Annotated in this window: 20 protein-coding genes and 1 pseudogene; 10 read left to right on the plus strand and 11 right to left on the minus strand. The window is 69.4% G+C overall.

What is annotated here, in order from left to right; all coding sequences use genetic code 11:
* The first annotated feature begins 129 nt into the window (after positions 1-129).
* Positions 130-1,248, plus strand: coding sequence for a phosphoserine transaminase (gene serC, locus ACWZEH_RS14980; RefSeq protein ID WP_456198846.1), 1,119 nt, complete (start codon positions 130-132; stop codon positions 1,246-1,248).
* Positions 1,249-1,317: 69 nt separating this feature from the next.
* Here the strand turns inward: serC and ACWZEH_RS14985 are convergent, their stop codons facing one another.
* Together ACWZEH_RS14985 and ACWZEH_RS14990 are read right to left on the minus strand one after the other, a co-directional pair.
* Complete coding sequence (locus ACWZEH_RS14985; protein WP_456198848.1) at positions 1,318-1,497, minus strand: DUF397 domain-containing protein; 180 nt, start codon at positions 1,495-1,497, stop codon at positions 1,318-1,320.
* 122 nt (positions 1,498-1,619) lie between these two features.
* Positions 1,620-2,348 (minus strand): YqeB family protein, encoded by a 729-nt coding sequence (locus tag ACWZEH_RS14990; protein ID WP_456198850.1) that lies wholly within the window; start codon positions 2,346-2,348, stop codon positions 1,620-1,622.
* 108 nt (positions 2,349-2,456) lie between these two features.
* Here ACWZEH_RS14990 and ACWZEH_RS14995 point away from each other — a divergent pair, with 108 nt between their 5' ends.
* Positions 2,457-3,071 (plus strand): TetR/AcrR family transcriptional regulator, encoded by a 615-nt coding sequence (locus ACWZEH_RS14995; protein WP_456198851.1) that lies wholly within the window; start codon positions 2,457-2,459, stop codon positions 3,069-3,071.
* Between the two features lie 138 nt (positions 3,072-3,209).
* Here the strand turns inward: ACWZEH_RS14995 and ACWZEH_RS15000 are convergent, their stop codons facing one another.
* Complete coding sequence (locus ACWZEH_RS15000; RefSeq protein ID WP_456199608.1) at positions 3,210-3,743, minus strand: DUF5753 domain-containing protein; 534 nt, start codon at positions 3,741-3,743, stop codon at positions 3,210-3,212.
* A 68-nt stretch (positions 3,744-3,811) separates the two neighbouring features.
* On the opposite strand from ACWZEH_RS15000, the gene ACWZEH_RS15005 reads away from it, so the two are divergent.
* Positions 3,812-4,576 (plus strand): DUF3800 domain-containing protein, encoded by a 765-nt coding sequence (locus ACWZEH_RS15005; protein WP_456198852.1) that lies wholly within the window; start codon positions 3,812-3,814, stop codon positions 4,574-4,576.
* A gap of 359 nt (positions 4,577-4,935) precedes the next feature.
* Here ACWZEH_RS15005 and ACWZEH_RS15010 read toward each other — a convergent pair whose 3' ends face one another.
* The 3 genes from ACWZEH_RS15010 to ACWZEH_RS15020 all read right to left on the minus strand — a co-directional run bounded on the left by ACWZEH_RS15010 (position 4,936) and on the right by ACWZEH_RS15020 (position 8,484).
* Positions 4,936-6,498: a cellulase family glycosylhydrolase gene (locus tag ACWZEH_RS15010; RefSeq protein ID WP_456198854.1), complete on the minus strand. Its 1,563-nt coding sequence runs from the start codon at positions 6,496-6,498 to the stop codon at positions 4,936-4,938.
* A gap of 154 nt (positions 6,499-6,652) precedes the next feature.
* Positions 6,653-7,513 (minus strand): ABC transporter permease, encoded by an 861-nt coding sequence (locus ACWZEH_RS15015; RefSeq protein WP_456198856.1) that lies wholly within the window; start codon positions 7,511-7,513, stop codon positions 6,653-6,655.
* On the minus strand, positions 7,510-8,484 hold the full coding sequence (locus ACWZEH_RS15020; RefSeq protein ID WP_456198857.1) for an ATP-binding cassette domain-containing protein: 975 nt from the start codon (positions 8,482-8,484) through the stop codon (positions 7,510-7,512). Before ACWZEH_RS15020 ends, ACWZEH_RS15015 begins: the two co-directional genes overlap by 4 nt.
* 86 nt (positions 8,485-8,570) lie before the next feature.
* On the opposite strand from ACWZEH_RS15020, the gene ACWZEH_RS15025 reads away from it, so the two are divergent.
* Complete coding sequence (locus tag ACWZEH_RS15025) at positions 8,571-9,401, plus strand: TetR/AcrR family transcriptional regulator (protein WP_456198859.1); 831 nt, start codon at positions 8,571-8,573, stop codon at positions 9,399-9,401.
* Here the strand turns inward: ACWZEH_RS15025 and ACWZEH_RS15030 are convergent.
* On the minus strand, positions 9,375-10,382 hold the full coding sequence (locus ACWZEH_RS15030) for a WD40 repeat domain-containing protein (protein WP_456198861.1): 1,008 nt from the start codon (positions 10,380-10,382) through the stop codon (positions 9,375-9,377). The genes ACWZEH_RS15025 and ACWZEH_RS15030 overlap by 27 nt on opposite strands.
* A gap of 110 nt (positions 10,383-10,492) precedes the next feature.
* Here ACWZEH_RS15030 and ACWZEH_RS15035 point away from each other — a divergent pair, with 110 nt between their 5' ends.
* The 4 genes and pseudogenes from ACWZEH_RS15035 to ACWZEH_RS15050 all read left to right on the plus strand — a co-directional run bounded on the left by ACWZEH_RS15035 (position 10,493) and on the right by ACWZEH_RS15050 (position 12,964).
* The gene (locus tag ACWZEH_RS15035) at positions 10,493-11,197 is read left to right on the plus strand and encodes a GDSL-type esterase/lipase family protein (protein ID WP_456198862.1); all 705 of its coding nucleotides are present in this window, start codon (positions 10,493-10,495) and stop codon (positions 11,195-11,197) included.
* Positions 11,198-11,268: 71 nt separating this feature from the next.
* The gene (locus ACWZEH_RS15040) at positions 11,269-11,484 is read left to right on the plus strand and encodes a type II toxin-antitoxin system VapB family antitoxin (protein ID WP_456198864.1); all 216 of its coding nucleotides are present in this window, start codon (positions 11,269-11,271) and stop codon (positions 11,482-11,484) included.
* Positions 11,481-11,910: pseudogene (locus tag ACWZEH_RS15045) on the plus strand (PIN domain-containing protein). The gene ACWZEH_RS15040 and the pseudogene ACWZEH_RS15045 overlap by 4 nt, the downstream one beginning before the upstream one ends.
* Before the next feature lie 61 nt (positions 11,911-11,971).
* Positions 11,972-12,964, plus strand: coding sequence for an aldo/keto reductase (locus tag ACWZEH_RS15050; protein WP_456198865.1), 993 nt, complete (start codon positions 11,972-11,974; stop codon positions 12,962-12,964).
* A gap of 144 nt (positions 12,965-13,108) precedes the next feature.
* Here ACWZEH_RS15050 and thpR read toward each other — a convergent pair whose 3' ends face one another.
* Positions 13,109-13,681 (minus strand): RNA 2',3'-cyclic phosphodiesterase, encoded by a 573-nt coding sequence (gene thpR / locus ACWZEH_RS15055; protein ID WP_456198867.1) that lies wholly within the window; start codon positions 13,679-13,681, stop codon positions 13,109-13,111.
* 121 nt (positions 13,682-13,802) lie between these two features.
* Here thpR and ACWZEH_RS15060 point away from each other — a divergent pair, with 121 nt between their 5' ends.
* Positions 13,803-14,390, plus strand: coding sequence for a Uma2 family endonuclease (locus ACWZEH_RS15060; RefSeq protein WP_456198868.1), 588 nt, complete (start codon positions 13,803-13,805; stop codon positions 14,388-14,390).
* 33 nt (positions 14,391-14,423) lie between these two features.
* Here ACWZEH_RS15060 and ACWZEH_RS15065 read toward each other — a convergent pair whose 3' ends face one another.
* Both ACWZEH_RS15065 and ACWZEH_RS15070 read right to left on the minus strand, forming a co-directional pair.
* Complete coding sequence (locus ACWZEH_RS15065; protein ID WP_456198870.1) at positions 14,424-15,833, minus strand: MFS transporter; 1,410 nt, start codon at positions 15,831-15,833, stop codon at positions 14,424-14,426.
* A 141-nt stretch (positions 15,834-15,974) separates the two neighbouring features.
* The gene (locus ACWZEH_RS15070) at positions 15,975-16,412 is read right to left on the minus strand and encodes a MarR family winged helix-turn-helix transcriptional regulator (protein WP_456198872.1); all 438 of its coding nucleotides are present in this window, start codon (positions 16,410-16,412) and stop codon (positions 15,975-15,977) included.
* Positions 16,413-16,627: 215 nt separating this feature from the next.
* On the opposite strand from ACWZEH_RS15070, the gene ACWZEH_RS15075 reads away from it, so the two are divergent.
* Positions 16,628-16,810, plus strand: coding sequence for a ribbon-helix-helix protein, CopG family (locus ACWZEH_RS15075; RefSeq protein WP_456198874.1), 183 nt, complete (start codon positions 16,628-16,630; stop codon positions 16,808-16,810).
* Between the two features lie 28 nt (positions 16,811-16,838).
* On the opposite strand, the gene ACWZEH_RS15080 is transcribed toward ACWZEH_RS15075, so the two are convergent.
* Positions 16,839-18,290, minus strand: a complete 1,452-nt coding sequence (locus ACWZEH_RS15080) for an NCS2 family permease (protein WP_456198876.1) — start codon at positions 18,288-18,290, stop codon at positions 16,839-16,841.
* Between the last annotated feature and the right edge of the window lie 211 nt (positions 18,291-18,501).

Below are 18,501 nucleotides of genomic sequence, written 5' to 3' on the forward strand. Positions count from 1 at the left end.
CCCGCCCGGGGCCGGACCGCTGGACGGACGTTTCCCGTCCGTCCAGCGGTTCGACCGCACCCTCCCCTCCGCGTCTCAGCCGACGGACGAGGTTTCACCGAGGTTTCCCGGAGCCGCTAGGCTCCCGTCGTGGCTGAGATCCGGATTCCTGCTGACATCAAGCCCGCCGACGGTCGTTTCGGTGCGGGTCCCTCCAAGGTGCGGACACAGGCGCTGGACGCGCTGGCCGCGACCGGCACGTCCCTGATGGGCACCTCCCACCGCCAGGCTCCGGTGAAGAACCTGGTCGGCGAGGTGCGCGAGGGCGTCCGCGAGCTGTTCCGGCTCCCCGACGGCTACGAGGTCGTCCTTGGCAACGGCGGCTCCACCGCGTTCTGGGACGTCGCGACCCACGGCCTGATCGAGAACAGGTCGCAGCACCTCACCTTCGGCGAGTTCAGCTCCAAGTTCGCCAAGGCGGCCAGGCTCGCCCCGTGGCTCGCCGAGCCGACCGTCGTCGCCGCCGACCCGGGCACGCACCCCGAGCCTGCCGCCGAGGCGGGCGTGGACGTCTACGCGTTCACGCACAACGAGACCTCCACCGGCGTCGCCATGCCGATCAAGCGGGTGCCCGGCGCCGACGAGGGCTCCCTGGTCCTCGTGGACGCGACGAGCGGCGCCGGCGGCCTGCCCGTGGACATCGCCGAGACGGACGTCTACTACTTCGCCCCGCAGAAGTCCTTCGCCTCCGACGGCGGCCTGTGGATCGGCGTGTTCTCCCCGGCCGCGATCGAGCGCGCCGAGCGGATCCACGCGTCCGGCCGCCACGTCCCGGAGTTCTTCTCGCTGCCCACGGCGATCGACAACTCCCGCAAGAACCAGACGTACAACACCCCGGCGCTGGCCACCCTGTTCCTGCTGAACGAGCAGCTGAAGTGGCTCAACGGCCAGGGCGGCCTGGACTTCGCCACCGGCCGCACCAAGGACTCGTCGTCCCGCCTGTACGGCTGGGCCGAGGAGTCGAAGTTCGCGACCCCGTTCGTCACCGACCCGGCGAAGCGTTCCCAGGTCATCGGCACCATCGACTTCACGGACGAGATCGACGCCGCCGCGGTCGCCAAGGTGCTGCGCGCCAACGGCATCGTCGACACCGACCCGTACCGCAAGCTCGGCCGCAACCAGCTCCGCGTGGCGATGTTCCCGGCGGTCGACCCGGCGGACGTCGAGGCCCTGACGAAGTGCGTGGACTACGTCATCGGCCAGCTGTAGCCGTTCCCCGGCACAACGACGAAGGGCGCCCGGCGGTGATCCGCCGGGCGCCCTTCGTGTACGCGATGCCTACGCGAACTGGCGCAGGAAGGCCTGCCAGCCCTCGCGGGAGACGGTGAGCAGGGGGCCGCCCTGCTGCTTGCTGTCGCGGACGGCCCGGCCGCCCGGAACCGTTTCGGCGATCTCGACGCAGGCGTTCTCCTGTCCCGAGTACGACGACTTCCGGAAGGGGTTCATGACCTCGGTCACGATGAACCCGCGGGTGAAAGCCGCTGCCGGGGCCGGCCACCATCAATGCCCCCGGGGGGTCACACAGGGGCATACCGGATTCGGCTTCACCGAGGGACACGGTCAGCCGGTCTCGCCGCTCTTCACTCCACGGCCGGACGTGGCTCCCGGTTGACCCTCCTCCAGTACTGGCGTCGCTTCTCGTCCCTCACCACGACGCCGAGACGGGCCAATTCCTCACGGAGTTGCTCAACATCGTCGTCGGACGAGCCCTTCTCCCCCAACGACATCTGGCGGGCCTTGAGGATGGCGTTCGCCCCCTCCGGGAGTCCGGAAGCATCAGGTACCCAGCGGCGGAACTCGTCCTTGTACGGATCGGCGTCCGCCCACGTGTAGTCATACTCGGTGAAGGCATCGGCAACACGGCCGGCGGCCAGGTCGCACTCTTGTCGGGTGAGTTCGCCACCGCCGTGGCCGAGCAGGACGAGTCGCTTGCCGTCCAGAAACACTGCGGCGATGGTACGAGACGGGAACTCCTGCTCCCGGCCCTTGCGCCTGAGCACAACGCGCTCACCAGACAGATGAATCACCAGCTGCTCGTACTGGGCGACAAGTCCAAGGGCAAGCCCTGCCACCGAACCTGCGGCCGGCAGCACCGGAACGGGGAGCCACACGACCAGTTCGGCCGGCCCCTGCAGCGGTGCCCAGGGCAGCGTTATGAGCCAGTCGGCCAGGAGGCCGACGAGCCAGCCGACCCCCACCCCGGCAAGCACGAACCCGGTGTAGACGCACACGGTGCTCCACAGCGACGCACCGAGCACAGTGAGCGGTTCGCCTTGCGGATGCCGCATGGGGCTCTTACGCATGTCCATGTTCCCCCTCGCTCTCGCCTTCCCTCTCCCTCTCAATAATAGACCGAGCGCTCGGTCTATTATTGGTCGCCTGCCGGAGGAATCGAGAACCGGCCAGAAGGAGCCCCTATGAGGACGGTCGACCCAGCCAGACACCGGGCACGGCGCCGGCACATCGTCAACGCCGCGGCTGAACTCTTCGCCGCCAAAGGTTTCGAGCGCACCACCACGGCGGAAATCTGCAAGGCCGCCGGCATGAGCGCGGGCAACTTGTTCCACTACTTTCCCAACAAGCGCGCGATCTTCCACGCCGTCTTCGAGGACGACGAGCACGACAGCGCCACCAAGGCCGAGCGTCTCGCCACCGCTCGCGCCGCCGACGACCCGTGGACCGCCCTCCTCGACATCGTGGACCTTCTCGCCGCCCCCGCCATGGAGCCGTTGGCCCCCGCACTCGTCATGGAGGCGATGATCCAGGCTTACCGCGACCCCGACCTCGAAGCGCAGCTGAGCCGCGACGACGACGAGGAACGGTCCACCATCATCGCCCTGCTGCGGAACGCGGCCGCAGCAGGACAGATCGACCCTGCCCTGAACCCGGACGACACCGCAGCATGGGTCATGGCCCTCATCGCAACCCTCTACACCAGTGCTGCCACCAACCCGTCCTTCAGCCCGGCCGACCAGATCCCCACGCTGCGCCTGATCCTCCACCGCTTCCTACGGCCCCACATCGCCCCGTAGCCAAAACGATGAACGGACACCGCGGGACCCGGCGCAACAGCAAACACACAGGGTGATGGACCTGCTGCTCAGCAGCGAATACGCGACGTATGAACATGTGCGCCTGCCAGCCCCGAGGCCGGGTACGACCGCACGCCCTCAAACCCTGATGCTCCGGCGCACGCGGGCGATCCCCTGTTGGGCCTCGGGGCCGAAGACGGCGGACTCCGCGAAGGAGTCCCAGACACGGCGGTAGAGAGCAATCGTTTCGGCGTCGTCGAGCCAGAGCTCGGCATGCCAGTCCTCTACGACGACGAGACGGTCGTCCAACGCGCAGAAGGAATTATTCAACGTCAACGACAGGTCGGCATCGAGCGGCACGATTCCCATGTGCACGGTGTCCATGCCCACCACGCCGAGCAGACGGTCGAGTTGGGCTGCCAACACTTCGGGGGGGCAGATACGAGCCCACAGCACGCTCTCGCGCATGAGCAGGTTCAACCGCTTGCCCGGTTGGTACAGCCACTCCTGCCGTTTCATGCGGGCCCGCACCGCGGTTTCCGTGTCCCGTGGCGCATTCTGAAGTGCGGCGTGGTGCTCGAAGACGTACCGGGTGTAGTCGGCCGTCTGGAGCATCCCGCTGACAGCGCCGTTGCTCAACGCATGCATCGTCTGGGCATGGGAGACGAGAATGTTCCATGCGCAAGTAAGAGTTGCAAAGAGGTTCTACCTGCGGTCTCCTGACGCCATATATTCCGAACGTGTATTTTTGCTACGCCGATGACTCGGGGGCGGACCAGGGCCGCACTCTGACCGGGCTTCTCGTACCCGAAGAAGGCTGGAACGACCTCCTGCACTGCTGGCTGGAAGGCCGACGAGGGCTGGAGGAGACGTGGGGCATCCCGAAGAACACCGAGTTGCATGCCAACAGCCTGGTCAAAGGGCGAGGCCGGCCCTGTGCGACTGACGAACAGAATCAGCGCTTCGGGCGCCCGGCACGCCTTGCTGCGCACGACCTCATGATGAGGCAGCTGGCCCGGTGCGCCAGCCTGCGTGTGCTGACTGTCGCGGGCCGTACCGCTCAGATAGCCGAGGTGTATCAGGGCTTCGTCGACCACATGGAACTATGGGCCCTTGAGCAGGACACCCGCATACTGATCATGTACGACGGCCAGGCTGGACCCGAGGACACCTCCGGCATGGCGCAGGAAGACGCTCAGAAGCTCTGGGAGCAGGCGGTACGTAACGCAAGTCCCTACCGGGCAGCACATCGCCGACTGCCACTTACCACTCGCAGGATTCTCGAAGACCCGATCATGCAGGACAGTCGATACAGCCAGTTCATTCAGGCTGCCGACATGGTCGGCTACGCCGCCTTCCATCATTTAGGGCTTGCCCATCCCGAGGTGTGGCCGAAGATGAATCCAGTGAGGGCTGTGGCGAAGTCCTACCGGCGGTTGTCACAGCACTGGCTTCCCGACCACGGTACCGATGGCATCGTGTGGCTCGACACGGATAACGCCTAGAAACGCAGAAACCCCCGGCACGCCGGGGGCCTACGAGAGCAAGATCCTTTGAGTGCTCTCCAAAGAACACATAGGACCTTGCCTGCCCAGTGTCGCACCACCTGAGCCAGACAGCAAGCCATCCAGCCACCGTGTGGACACTTGACCGAAAGCTCCCCCTCCGTGAGGGCCGCTTTCCCGTAGAGCCGGAAATCCGCAGGTGGAAGCACCAGCTGCCCCATACAGGCAGCGTATCGGCGACTGGCGAATCGTGACCTTTCCTGGAACTCACGCCCCCTGGCATCAGTCGTACGGCCTGCGTCGGCAGGAAACCCGGCACCGTGTACGGAACACTGTGCCGGGTCCTGATCAGACGTCGCTCACGTCGCCGTGCAGCTCACGCTCGGTACGCTCCCGCCGCCGGGTGTGCCCCCGAAGCCGAAGCTCGCCGACGCGCCCGCCGCGAGCGCTCCGTTGTGGCCGGCGTTGACGGCGGTGACCGTCGACCCGGACTGGGTGTGGGACGCGTTCCACATGCTGGTGACCTTCTGGGTCCCGCTCCAGGTCCACGTCACCTTCCAGGAACCCAGCGGCACGGTACCGGTGTTGGTGACCTTCACCTCGGCGTTGAAGCCGCCGCCCCAGTCGCTGCTGACGGTGTAGGCGGCGGCGCACTCGGCCCCGTCACCGGGGTCGCCGGGGTCGCCCGGATCACCTGGGTCACCCGGGTCACCCGGGTCGCCCGGGTCGCCCGCCGCGAACCCCGGCGCCTTGATGTCCGCGAGGTACCCGTCCTTCACCGTGTCCACGGTCCTCCAGTCGTCCTTGAGGATCCCGCCGGTGTCACCGGAGTTGGGGTTCCAGGACCAGAAGGTCCAGTGGAAGCTGTCGGCCCCGTGCTCCGAGGTGGACCGCAGGTACGACACCAGTGCGGACAGCCACCGCTGGTCCACTCCCGACTGGAGGGTCGTGCCGAACTCGCCGAGCCAGACCGGGGCGATGTCCTGCTTGAAGACGTAGCCCCAGTACCTGTCCCAGATCTCCGGCATGTTGGCGGGGAAGGAGGGATCACCGAACCAGGGCTGCTGGGCCACGCTGGTGGCGTAGTCGTGGGCGGAGTAGACGAGCCGGTCCGGCACGTCCAGGCGGACCGGGTGCTCGGCGACGCCCATCAGGTTGCCGCCCCACCAGCCGTTGGCCCCGTTGTACGACTGCACGCCCTCGACGAAGACCAGCAGCTCGGGGTTGACGGACAGCACCGCGTTGCCGGCCCGCTCGGCGGCCAGCCGCCAGTCGCGCGCCGTGTCGCCGCAGCCCCAGCAGGCGGGATCGCGGGGCTCGTTGTGCAGGTCGATGCCGATGACGGTCGGATCGCCCTCGTAACGGGCGGCGAGCGCCTTGAGGTTGGTGATCCACGTCGATTCGGGGACCGCGTCGGTGTACCAGAGCGCGGACTGGGCGGCCGCGTCGGGACGGTGCCGGTCGAGCACGATCTTCAGGCCCGCCCGCCCCGCGTGCGCCACGATCCGGTCCAGTACCTGGAGCGAGGTCAGGCCCCGCAGGTCGGTGTTGATGCCGTCGTGGCTGATGCTGTCCGGCAGGGTGCCCGGCTTGAGGATGTCGTCGCTGTAGGGGACGCGGACGGTGTTGTAGCCGAGGGACCTGATCTGGTCGAGCATGCCCTTGTAGTCGCGGGCCCACAGGCCGTGGGCCACGTGGACGTCGGTCTCGAAGCCGAACCAGTTGATGCCGGCGAGGCGTACGGGCTGTCCGGACGCGTCCAGGATCCGCCGGCCGTCGGTGTGCCAGTACCCTTCGCCGGCCGCCGCCGTACGGGCCGTGCCGTCGCCCGGCTCCGCCGCACCGGCCGACTGCACACCCGCCAGCGGCAACAGGAACGCCGCCACGGCCACGCACAGCGCTCTTCGCAAGCTGCGGAACATGTCGCTGCTTCCTCTCGGAGGGGCGGGCCCGGAACGAGTGGGAGCGCTCCCACTACCCCGCACCCTCCATGCAAGCCATGTCACATGGACACGTCAAGAAGGCGGACGGCATTCACCTCTCGAACACCGCCCGCCTCATGCCCGGCTCAGCCGCTCACCGGCTGAGCCGCTGGAACCTCCGTACCGCGAGCGGCAAGAAGATCGCCGTCAGGACGAGCGGCCACACCCCCGCCATCAGCAGCGCGTGCTGTTCGACCCAGGAGTCGCCGCCGCCGACCGGTGTACCGAACAGCTCACGCGTGGCCGCGGCCGTGGACGAGATCGGGTTCCAGGCGGCGATCCAGCCCAGCCAGTCGGGCATGAGCTGCGGGGCCACGAAGATGCTGGAGATCATCGTCAGCGGGAAGGCGACCGCGAACAGGCCGCCCGCCGCCTCCGGGTTGGGTACGAGCAGCCCGAGCCACACCCCGAGCCAGATGAGCGCGAACCGCAGCCACAGCAGCAGCCCGAACGCCGCGAGGAAGCCCCAGCCTCCGTCCGGCCGCCAGCCCATGGCCAGCGCGGTGAGCACGAGGATGCCCAACTCGGCGCAGGCGACGACCAGATCGGTCACCCCGCGCCCGGCCACCACCGCGGACGGCGCCATCGGCATCGAGCGGAACCGGTCGATCACGCCCTTGGTGACGTCGTACACCACTATGGTCGCGGTGTTGATGAAGCCGAACGCCATCGTCATCACGAACATCCCGGGCATCAGGAAGTCCTTGTAGTCCCCGCCGCCGGGCACCGTCATCGCGCTGCCGAAGACGTAGCCGTAGAGCAGCACCGACAGGATCGGGAAGCCCAGCTGCCAGGCGATGTTGACGGGTTGGCGCCGGTAGTGGGTCAGGCCGCGGCGGACGATGTTCCAGCAGTCGGAGAGCGCCCAGTAGGCGCGGCTGCGCGCGGCCGGGGCGGCGGCCGGACCGGCGGGGGAATCGGCATCCCGGCCGGTGACCGGGTCGGCGGTGCTCACGCGGTGGCCTCCTTCGGCTGCGGAACGTCCGTGCGGTGGCCGGTGAGGCGCAGGAAGACGTCGTCGAGGCTGGGCCTGCGCAGCCCGATGTCCTCGACCCGCACTCCCTCGTCCTGGAGGGTGCGCGCCACCTCGGTCAGCGCGGCCACCCGGTCCGTCACCGGGGCGTGCACGCGCGACTCGCTCTCGTCCGACTCGGGTTCGCCGTCGGTGACCCGGGACACCACCTTCACCACCCGCGGGATGTCGGCCGGTTCGGCGACGACGACCTCGATGCGGTCGCCGCCGACGAGGTTCTTCAGCCCGTCCGGGGTGTCGTCCGCGATGGCCCGCCCCTGGTCGATGACGGTGATGCGGGAGGCCAGCCTGTCGGCCTCCTCCAGGTACTGCGTGGTGAGCAGCACGGTCGTGCCGTCCGCGACCAGCGCCCTCACGGAGTCCCAGACCTCGTTCCGGCTGCGGGGGTCGAGCCCCGTCGTCGGCTCGTCCAGGAAGAGCACGGCCGGCGCGAGGATCATGGAGGCGGCGAGGTCCAGCCGTCGCCGCATGCCTCCGCTGTAGCCGTCGACGCCCTTGTCGGCGGCGTCGCTCAGGCCGAACCGTTCCAGCAGTTCGGTGGCCCGCGACCGGGCCCGCTTCCCGCCCAGGTGGAACAGCCGCCCGAACATCTCGAGGTTCTGCCGTCCGGTGAGCACCTCGTCCACGGCGGCGTACTGCCCCGTGAGCCCGATCCGCGCCCGCACCTCGCGCGCCCGCCGCCCGACGTCCAGGCCGGCCACCGTGGCCCGCCCCCCGTCCAGCCGGACCAGCGTCGACAGGATGCGGACCGCGGTGGTCTTGCCGGCGCCGTTCGGCCCCAGCAGGCCGTGCACGGTGCCCGTGCGGACGGCGAGATCGAAGCCGTCGAGGGCGCGTTTTTCGCCGTACCGCTTGTCCAGTCCTTCGGCCCGCACCGCGTAACCGTCGTTCATGGGTCCCCCTTCCGATAACCGGGTACACCGTACCCGATTACGCGTACGCCGTACCCAGTTTTTTCGCGCGGATCTAAACTGCCCCCATGAAGAGCGGTACGGGCGGTACGGAATCCAGTGGCAGCGGTGACATCACCCGCACCCTCCACCTGCTGTGGGACACGGGCCGACGGCCCAGCCGGGGGCCGAAGCCGGGCCTGACCCTGGACCGCGTCGTGGAGGCCGCCGTCGAGGTCGCGGACCGGGAGGGGCTCGGCGCGCTCTCCATGCGCCGGATCGCCACCGAGCTCGGCACCGGCACGATGTCCCTGTACCGCTACGTCCCCGGCAAGGCCGAGCTGCTCGACCTGATGCTGGACCGTGTGCAGCGCCCGTCGGAGGATCCCGCCGACTTCGGTGACGGCGACTGGCGCTCCACCCTGGAAGCCCTGGGCCGCGCCACCCTCGCGCTGTACCGCCGCCATCCGTGGCTGCTGGAGGTCAACCAGTCCCGCCCGATCCTCGGCCCGAGCGCGCTCGACGGCATGGAGAAGGTGCTCACCCGGATCAAGCCGATGAACCTGTCCGACCCCGAACTGGTGTCGGCGATCGTCATGATCGACGGATACGTCGTCGGTGCCGCCCGCACCCAGCTGTACGAGGCGGAGGCCGAGCGCCGCTCGGGACTGACGGACGCGCAGTTCTGGGAGGCACAGCGGCCGGCCCTGGAGAAGGCCATGCTCAGCGGACGCTACCCCGTTCTGGCCTCGCTCTCCGAGGACACCTTCGGCTCCGACTTCGACCACTTCGAGTTCGGACTGCAGCGCATCCTGGACGGCCTGGAAGTGTTCGTGACCGCCCGCACCGCGAAGGGCGCCCCGCCGTCCGCCCCCGCGGCCGGGCCGGACCGGTCAGCTCCGCCGGAACAGCCGTCGTAGCCCGAGCAGGACGGCCCCCACGACGATCACCCCGATCACCCCGGTCCTGAGCCCGTCCCCACCGGCACCGTCCTCCCCGTCCGCCGCCGAGCCTCCGTCCCCGGACGACTCACCGTCCCCGCCACCGGCGCCGCCGCTCCCGGGCACCTCCCGGGACTCGACCGGACTCTGCTCGCCCTCGCTCCCGTACATCAGCCGGGAGCCGTCGGCGGAGTAGCTGACGGACTCGCCCTGCCCCGCGAGCGGCACGCTGAGCCGCCCCCTGCGCTCGATCTTCCCGTCCGTGGCGTCGTCCCAGGCGTACTGGATGCCGCCGAAGTACGACCGCACGGCGAGTTCCCGGCCGTCGGGCGAGAAGGCGGCGTCGGTGGCCCACAGGTCGACGGGGGCGACCGGCCGGAAGACGTTGCCGCCCGAGGCGGAGAGTTCGGCGGGCCCTTCGTACAGGTGCCCGCCCTCCTCCTTCTTGTCGACGATGTAGACGCGCCCGGTCTTCGGGTGCACGACGAGGGACTCGGCGTCGCGGGCCCCGTCGGAGTACGTGACGACGTACTGCGTGGCCCGCACGGTCTGGTCCCGCAGCTCCTTCGGCTCGGGCAGCTCGTAGATCCACACGTGGGGCCAGGTGCCTCCGAGGTTGTCGCCGATGTCCCCGACGAAGATCCGGTTGTCCGGCCCGATGGAGACGGCCTCGACGTCCCGGGGACTGCCGACGCCGGTGAAGGTGATCCGGGCGACGGTCTCGCCGGTCGCGCTGTCGACGGCGTAGAGGTGGGCGCCGTCGTCGCTGTCGTTGTGGGTCCAGTAGACGCCCGGGTGGAGCCGGGAGGCGGCGAGCCCGCTGGACTCGGTGATCCGCGGGTCCTGGATCGTGAAGGACTCGTTCCCGGCACCCGCGTCGTCGCCGTCGGCTGCGGAGGCGGGGGCGGCACCCGCCCCGAGGAGGAGGGCCGCGGCGAGCAGTGCGAAGGGTCGGCGCATGCCCCAAGACTGCCACCACACCGCGCAGTTCACGGCGGGGGGCCGAGCGGTTCACGTCGGGTGGTCGGACTCACATCGCGGTGGCGGGGCCGATCGTCCATGATGATCCGATGCTCAGGTTCATGCCCGTCGGCGACTCGATGACCATCGGGAGCGCGGGTGAGCACACCTGGCGCTACCGCCTGTGGCAGCACCTGTGCGCGGAGTACGACGGTCCGTTCACCCTCGTCGGCCCGCGCGAGACGCTGCACGACCGGCAGACGGACGCCCCCACCTCGTACGCCTACGCCGACCCGGACTTCCCCCAGGGGCACCTGGCCGGCTGGGGCGAGGGCTGGCACCACATGGCACCGCTGATCGGCGAGGCCGTCCGGACCCTGCGCGCCGACGTCCTCCTGGTCTCCCTGGGCCTGATCGACCTCGGCTTCTACACGAACGCCGAACAGACCGCGGACAACGTCGTCTCCTTCGTCGCCGAAGCACGGGCGGCCAACCGGCGCGTCCGCCTGGTCCTGCTCCCGGTGATCCCCAACATCCGTGCGCAGGCCGACCCGGACTTCGCCGTCCAGGTCACCCGCTTCAACGAACTCCTGGCGAAGGTGGCCGCCGACCTCGACACCCCGGCCTCCCCCGTCCTGCTGGCCACCCTCCCGCCCGCGTACGACATCCACACCGACACGTACGACGGCACCCATCCCAACGCGAACGGCGAAGACAGGATCGCGGAGGCCTTCGCGGAGGCGATGCACCAGGGCTGGGAGCTGGGCGGACCCTACGAGCCCCGGAGCCCCGAGCGAGGCTCCGGGAAACGGTAACCAGAGATATCAAGTGCCGATGATCTCGATACCCTCGCTCTGTTGAGCGCTGGCCCGTCCCGGAGATTCACATGGCACGAACAGTCATCGACATCGACGACGACAAGCCGGCCGAAGCTGCCGAGATCTTCGGAACGAACACCAAGGTCGCCACCGTGAACGCGGCTCTCGAGGACGCCATCAAACGCCGGAAGCGGGCGTCGTTCCTGAACTGGCTTGCCGAAGGCGGGCTGCCCGGGCTCACGGGGCCCGTGGAGGAGACGACCGACTCGCGGGGAGCCGCGTGACCGGCCACTACTTGATCGACAAGTCGGCCCTGGCCCGTTATCCGAAGCCGACGGTCCGCGCCGTCGTCGACCCGCCGCACAACGCCGGACTGCTGGCGGTGTGCGGCGCGGTGGAACTCGAGGTCCTGCACAGTGCCCGGTCCAAGGCCGACGCCGAACGAATCCGCGACGAAATGCGCGGCTTCGAGTGGCTGCCGACTCCGGACGAGGCCTGGGACCGGGCGCTCGACGTCCGGACGCTTCTCATCCAGAGGGGGGAACCGGAAGGCCCTGTCGGTCTCCGACCTGATCATCGCAGCGACAGCCGAACGTCACGACGCCATCGTCCTGCACTATGACGGCGACTTCGACATGATCGCCTCGGTCACCGGACAGCCGACGGCCTGGGTCGTCCCCGCAGGCACGGCCGACCTCCCCCGCGACTGATCCCGCTCCCCCGTCCCCGGCCCGCTTGCCTGGAGGGCACTCCAAGACGTTGGCTTGGGGCATGAAGTACACACAGCTGGGACGCACGGGACTCAAGGTCGGCCGGCTCGTCCTCGGGACGATGAACTTCGGTCCGCAGACCGACGAGGCCGACAGCCACGCCATCATGGACGCGGCGCTGGACGCCGGGATCAATCTCTTCGACACGGCCAACGTCTACGGGTGGGGCGAGAACAAGGGCCGCACCGAGGAGATCATCGGCAACTGGTTCGCCAAGGGCGGCGGGCGGCGCGACAAGGTCGTGCTCGCCACCAAGGTGTACGGGAACATGGGCGCCGACGGCGAGGCGTGGCCCAACCACGACAAGCTGTCGGCCCTGAACATCCGGCGGGCCGTGGACGCCTCGCTGAAGCGGCTGCAGACCGACCACATCGACCTGTACCAGTTCCACCACATCGACCGCAGCACGTCGTTCGACGAGATCTGGCAGGCCGTCGACGTCCTGGTCCAGCAGGGGAAGGTCCTCTACGCCGGGTCGTCCAACTTCCCCGGCTACAAGATCGCCCAGGCGAACGAGACCGCGGCCCGGCGGGGCGGGACCATCGGCCTGGTCAGCGAGCAGTGCCTCTACAACCTCGCCGAGCGCCGCGCCGAGATGGAGGTCATCCCGGCCGCGCAGGAGTACGGGCTCGGGGTCATCCCCTGGTCGCCGCTGCAGGGCGGGCTGCTCGGCGGTGTGATCAGGAAGCAGGTCGAAGGCGGACGCCGTGCCTCCGGACGGGCCGCCGACACCCTCGCCGACCCGGCGGGCCGCGCCCGGATCCAGGCGTACGAGGACCTGCTCGACAAGCACGGCATCGAGCCCGGCGAGGCGGCCCTGGCCTGGCTGCTCACCCGTCCCGGGGTGACCGGCCCGATCGTCGGTCCGCGCACCGCCGGGCAGCTGGAATCGGCGCTGCGGGCGGTCGAGCTGGAACTGGGCGAGGAGCTGCTGGCCTCACTGGACGAGATCTTCCCCGGCCCGGGCCCGTCCCCGGAGGCCTTCGCCTGGTAGGACGGCAGCCACAGCGGTGGTGGCGTCGGCGCGAGGATCGGGTTCTATCCTCCGAGCGCCGACGCCAGCGCCACCATGGCGAACATCAGTACGAGCACACCGGCCATGATCCGGTTCCGGGTTTTCGGGTCCACGACATCGAGCCTAACCGGCCGGCCCGAGCGGGCAGCGCGCGACCACCTCGTAACGGGGCTGCTCCCCCGGTACGCCCGACGTCGGCAGGTGGCTGCGCACCAGCGCCACCTCGCCCACGGTCCAGGAACGGCTCCGGAACCCGGCGAGCGCCGCGAGGTACGGCTGTACGTCGACGCCGGTGCCGCTGCGGGCCAGCGTCAGGTGGGCCTTGTAGCGGCGGTGCTCCTCCCTCTCGACGCCCGCCTTCCGCCCCGCCGCCCCGGCGCGCTCGGCGAGCAGGCGCAGGGTCCGCAGGTCACCGTCCGCCCCGGCCCACACCGCCCTCCCGTGCCCGAAGTGGCCGCCACCGCTCAGCGCCAGCTCGAACGGCCCGGTCCGCGCCGCCGCCCGCTCCAGGCGCGCCGTCAGCCCGGGCACGAGAGCGTCGTCGACCTCGCCGTAGAAGGCGAGCGTGAAGTGCCGGCCGTTACGGCCCGTCCAGCGCAGCCCATCGGCACCGGGGAGCCCTCGCAACACCTCGACCTCGGCGGCAAGCTCACGGGACACGTCGTCGGGGGGCAGCAGGGCGGCGAAGAGTCTCATGCGCCCAGTCTCCGGTCTTCCGGTGGAACGCGTGTACGCCTGTGCGTGTCCTGGTCACCGTGCGTATCGTCGTACCGCGCGGCTGCACTCGTCCGGAGCTCAGCCGGGCAGGAGCGCCACGATGACCGTCCTTGCAGACAGGATCGAGATGGCCGAAAGCACCGGCGACCTCACGCTCGACGCGATGTTCGAGTGGCTGGAGAAGATGCCCGTCCCCGAGGGATACAAGACCGAGATCGTCGGGGGGCACATCTTCATGACGCCGCAACGGAACACCCGCTGGGACATCATCCTGGACATCGTTGAGCAACTGCGCGCCAAGTACCCGCGCAAGCAAGTCAAATCCGACGTCCGCATGGACTACCCGGGGCGCCTCAACGGGTTCGCGTCCGACGTGGTGGCCCTCGCGGACGGCGCCGAGCAGGGCGTCAAGGGCCGCCGGCGTCACGAGGACGTCGAGTTCGTCGCCGAGGTGGTCTCCAAGGACACCGCGGGCAACGACTACGGCCCGAAGAAGGATGCCTACGCCACCGCCGGCGTACCGGTGTACCTGATCGTGGACCCGTACACCGGCGAGTGGCACCTGCACATGCAGCCGAAGGACGGGAAGTACCACGTCGACGTCACCTTCGGCTTCGGCGAGGAGATCGACCTGACCCGGACGGCCGTCGGTCTCGTCCTCAGGACCGACGGGTTCCCCCGCGACTGACCCGAGGGGCGTGCGCCCCCGCGGCATTCCCGATCACCCCACCGGCGTCAGCGCCTCCTGCCGTTCCCGCGGCACGAACCGCATCCGGGGGTGCCCGCCGTGCCAGCCGACCGTCAGGCGCAGGTTGCCGACGCGGGCCAGGATCAGGCCGATCACGGCGGCGGCGAGGGCCGCGATCGCACCGCCCGCCGCGAGGCCGACGCGGGCGCCGTGGGTGTCGGTGATCCAGCCGACGATCGGGGCGCCGACGGGTGCGCCGCCGAGGAAGACCATCATGTACAGGGCCATGACGCGACCGCGTACGGCCGGGTCGGTGGCCATCTGGATGCTGGTGTTGACGGTGACGTTGACCGTCATCGCGACCAGGCCGATCGGGACCATGAGCAGGGCGAACAGCCACAGGGCGGGTGCCCCGGCGGCGACGATCTCCAGTCCGCCGAAGGCCAGCGCGGCCAGGATCAGCAGCCGCAGGCGGGCCGTGCCGCGCCGGGCGGCGAGCAGGGCGCCGGCCACCGAGCCGACCGCCATCAGCGTGTTGAACAGGCTGTACGCGCCCGCGCCCCCGTCGAAGACGTCGTCGGCGAAGGCCGAGAGGTAGACGGGGAAGTTGAAGGCGAAGGTGCCGATGAACCCCACCAGGACGATCGGCCAGAGCAGCTCGGGCCGGCCCGCGACATAGCGCAGCCCCTCCCGCAGCTGCCCCTTGCCGCGCGGGGACGGCGTGACGGCGTGCAGTTCGCGGGCCCGCATCATCAGCAGGCCGGCGATCGGCGCGACGAAGGACACGCCGTTGAGGAAGAACGCCCAGCCCGTGCCGACGCCGGTGATCAGCACACCCGCGACGGCGGGGCCGACCAGCCGGGCGGACTGGAAGTTCGCGGAGTTCAGGCTGACCGCGTTCTGCAGCTGGCCGGGGCCGACGAGTTCCGCGACGAAGGACTGGCGGGCGGGGTTGTCGATCACCGTGGCCAGGCCGGTGACGAAGGCGGCGACGTAGACGTGCCAGATCTGGACGTGGCCGGTGAGCGTCAGGGCGGCCAGTGCCAGCGAGGTGAGGGCCATCGCGGACTGGGTGAACAGGAGTGTGGGGCGCTTGCGCAACCGGTCGACGAGGACGCCGCCGTACAGGCCGAACAGCAGCATCGGCAGGAACTGCAGGGCCGTGGTGATGCCGACGGCGGCCGAGGAGCCGGTGAGGGTGAGCACCAGCCAGTCCTGGGCGATGCGCTGCATCCAGGTGCCGGTGTTGGAGACGACCTGGCCGGCGAAGAACAGGCGGTAGTTCCTGACCTTCAGAGAGGAGAACATCCCGGCCTTGCGGGGCTTGTCTCCCATGACGTCGGTGCCGGTGTGGGTACCGGTGCCGGTCTCGGTGTCGCGGGTGGTCCGGTTGTCGTCGTGGTCCGGTGCGGGGGCGGAGTCTGCTCCGGATCCCGTACTCAAAGTTCGCCTCCTGGTGACAGCTGCTGTTGCTCCGTACCTCGTGCTTCGTACCTCGTGCTTCGTACCTCGTGCTTCGTACCTCGTGCCCCGTGCCTCGCCGGCGCCTCACCGCGCGCCCCGGTCACCGCGTACCTCGCACGTCTAGATGTGTGCGAGCTTCTCCAGGACGGGGGCGGCGGCACGGAGCTTCGCCCATTCGTCCTCGTCGAGCTCCGCGGCCAGGGTGGCCAGGAAGGCGTTCCGCCTGCGGCGGCTCTCGTCCAGCATCGCCTCGGCCTGTCCGGTCTGCGTGACGACCTTCTGGCGCCGGTCGTCGGGGTGCGGCTCCAGCCGGACCAGGCCCTTGCCCTCCAGCAGCGCCACGATGCGGGTCATCGAGGGCGGCTGGACGTGCTCCCTGCGGGCGAGCTCGCCCGGGGTGGCCCGGCCGCACCGGGCCAGGGTGCCCAGCACCGACATCTCGGTGGGGCTGAGCGACTCGTCGACGCGCTGGTGCTTGAGCCGACGGGACAGTCGCATCACGGCGGATCGGAGGGCGTTCACGGCGGCCGCGTCGTCGCCATGGCTGAGGTCCGGCATGTTCTTTAGCGTAACTCATTACTCTCGCTAAAGGACCCCTCGGGCGCACCCGGATTCCGTCGGCACCCGTGACACCGGCCACCCGCGCGCCGGAACACCGAGGCGAACCAGGAGGCGAACCACGAGGCCGAATTACTCACTCGAATCACTCATACGGGTGACCTCGGCGTGGAAGCGCGCACGCCGAGCCGGGATGTGCGGCAACGCTCATGCCCATGGGGACCGACGTACTCAGCCTGCGCATGGACCACGAGCTGCTCGAGCGGCTCCGGCAGCACGCCGCCAGACGCGGAATGAGCGTCCAGGACTATGTCGTCCGGACGCTCGTTCGCGATGACTTCGACCAGCGGTTCCAGACCGCCGTCGAGGAGACGGAGAAGTTCTACGACGTCACCTGAGCCGCGCCCCTTCTGCCACGGGACCGGCTCAGGTCAGGCCCAGTGCCGGCATCAGGTAGTAGAAGGCGAACACCGCCGACACCACGTACATCGCCGCCGGCACCCCCTTGCCGCGCCCGGCCGCCAGGCGCAGCACCACGAAGGTGATGAAGCCCATGCCGATGCCGTTGGTGATCGAGTAGGTGAACGGCATCATCACCATGGTCACGAAGGCCGGGATGGCGATGGTGTGGTCCGCCCAGTCGATCTCCCTGATCGAACCCGCCAGGATCAGGAAGCCGACCGCGAGCAGCGCCGGGGTCGCCGCCTGCGACGGGACCATGGTGGCGACGGGCGTGAGGAACAGCGCGACGGCGAAGAGCGCACCGGTGACGACGTTGGCGAAGCCGGTGCGCGCGCCCTCGCCGACACCGGCCGTGGACTCCACGAAGGCGGTGGTGGCGGAGGCGGAACTGGCGCCGCCCGCGGCGACCGCGACACCGTCGATGAAGAGGACCTTGTTGATGCCGGGCATCTGGCCCTGGGCGTCGGTCAGCCTGGCCTCGTCGGAGACACCCATGATCGTGCCCATGGCGTCGAAGAAGCACGACAGCAGCACGGTGAAGACGAACAGGACGCCGGTCAGCACACCCACCTGCTCGAAGCCGCCGAACAGGCTGACCTCGCCGATCAGGCCGAAGTCGGGGGTGGCGACCGGGTTGCCGGGCCAGGCCGGGGCCGTCAGGCCCCAGGAGGGGACGTCGGCCACCGCTTCGATGATCACGGCGAGAACGGTCATCACGACGATCGAGATGAGGATCGCGCCGGGCACCTTGCGCATGATCAGCGCCAGCGTGAGCAACGCGCCGAGGACGAAGACGAGAACCGGCCAGCCGGTGAGGTGACCGCCGGTGCCGAGCTGCATCGGCACCGTGGTGTTCGCGACGTCCGGCATGCGGGAGACGAAGCCGGAGTCGACGAGACCGATCATCATGATGAACAGGCCGATACCGATGGCGATGGCCTTGCGCAGACCGTACGGGACGGCGTTCATCACGCGCTCGCGCAGACCGGTGGCGACCAGCAGCATGACGACGAAACCGGCCAGCACGACCATGCCCATGGCGTCCGGCCAGGACATCCGGGGGGCGAGCTGGAGCGCGACGACCGAGTTCACGCCGAGGCCGGCGGCCAGCGCGATCGGCACGTTGCCGATGACGCCCATGAGCAGCGTGGTGAACGCCGCCGTCAGGGCGGTCGCGGTGACCAGCTGACCGTTGTCGAGCTGGTTGCCGTACAGGTCCGTCGAGCTGCCCAGGATGATCGGGTTCAGCACGATGATGTAGGCCATCGCGAAGAAGGTGGCGAATCCGCCACGGATCTCGCGGGGCAGGGAACTGCCCCGCTCGGAGATCCTGAAGTAGCGGTCGAGTGCGCCGTGGCCGGGGCCGGACCCCGGCTGATCGGGCATCGGAGCCTTGGCGGGGGCCGACGTGGGCATGCGGAAACCTCATCGCCGACGGGCTTCCCCCAAAGCCCTTTGGCGTTTTCTACGAACAGAAGTGGCCAGAGACAAACGGATTCAGTATGAACATATAACGACGCCCTCGCTATCTCCGCGCGTAGACCGAGGTGGGCGGCGTGGCGCGGACGCGGCGGACGTCACACCCTCCGCTCCTCGTAAGCTGTCCGCATGGCCGCTTTCCTCTCGG

Source organism: Streptomyces yamdrokensis, from assembly GCF_053890455.1.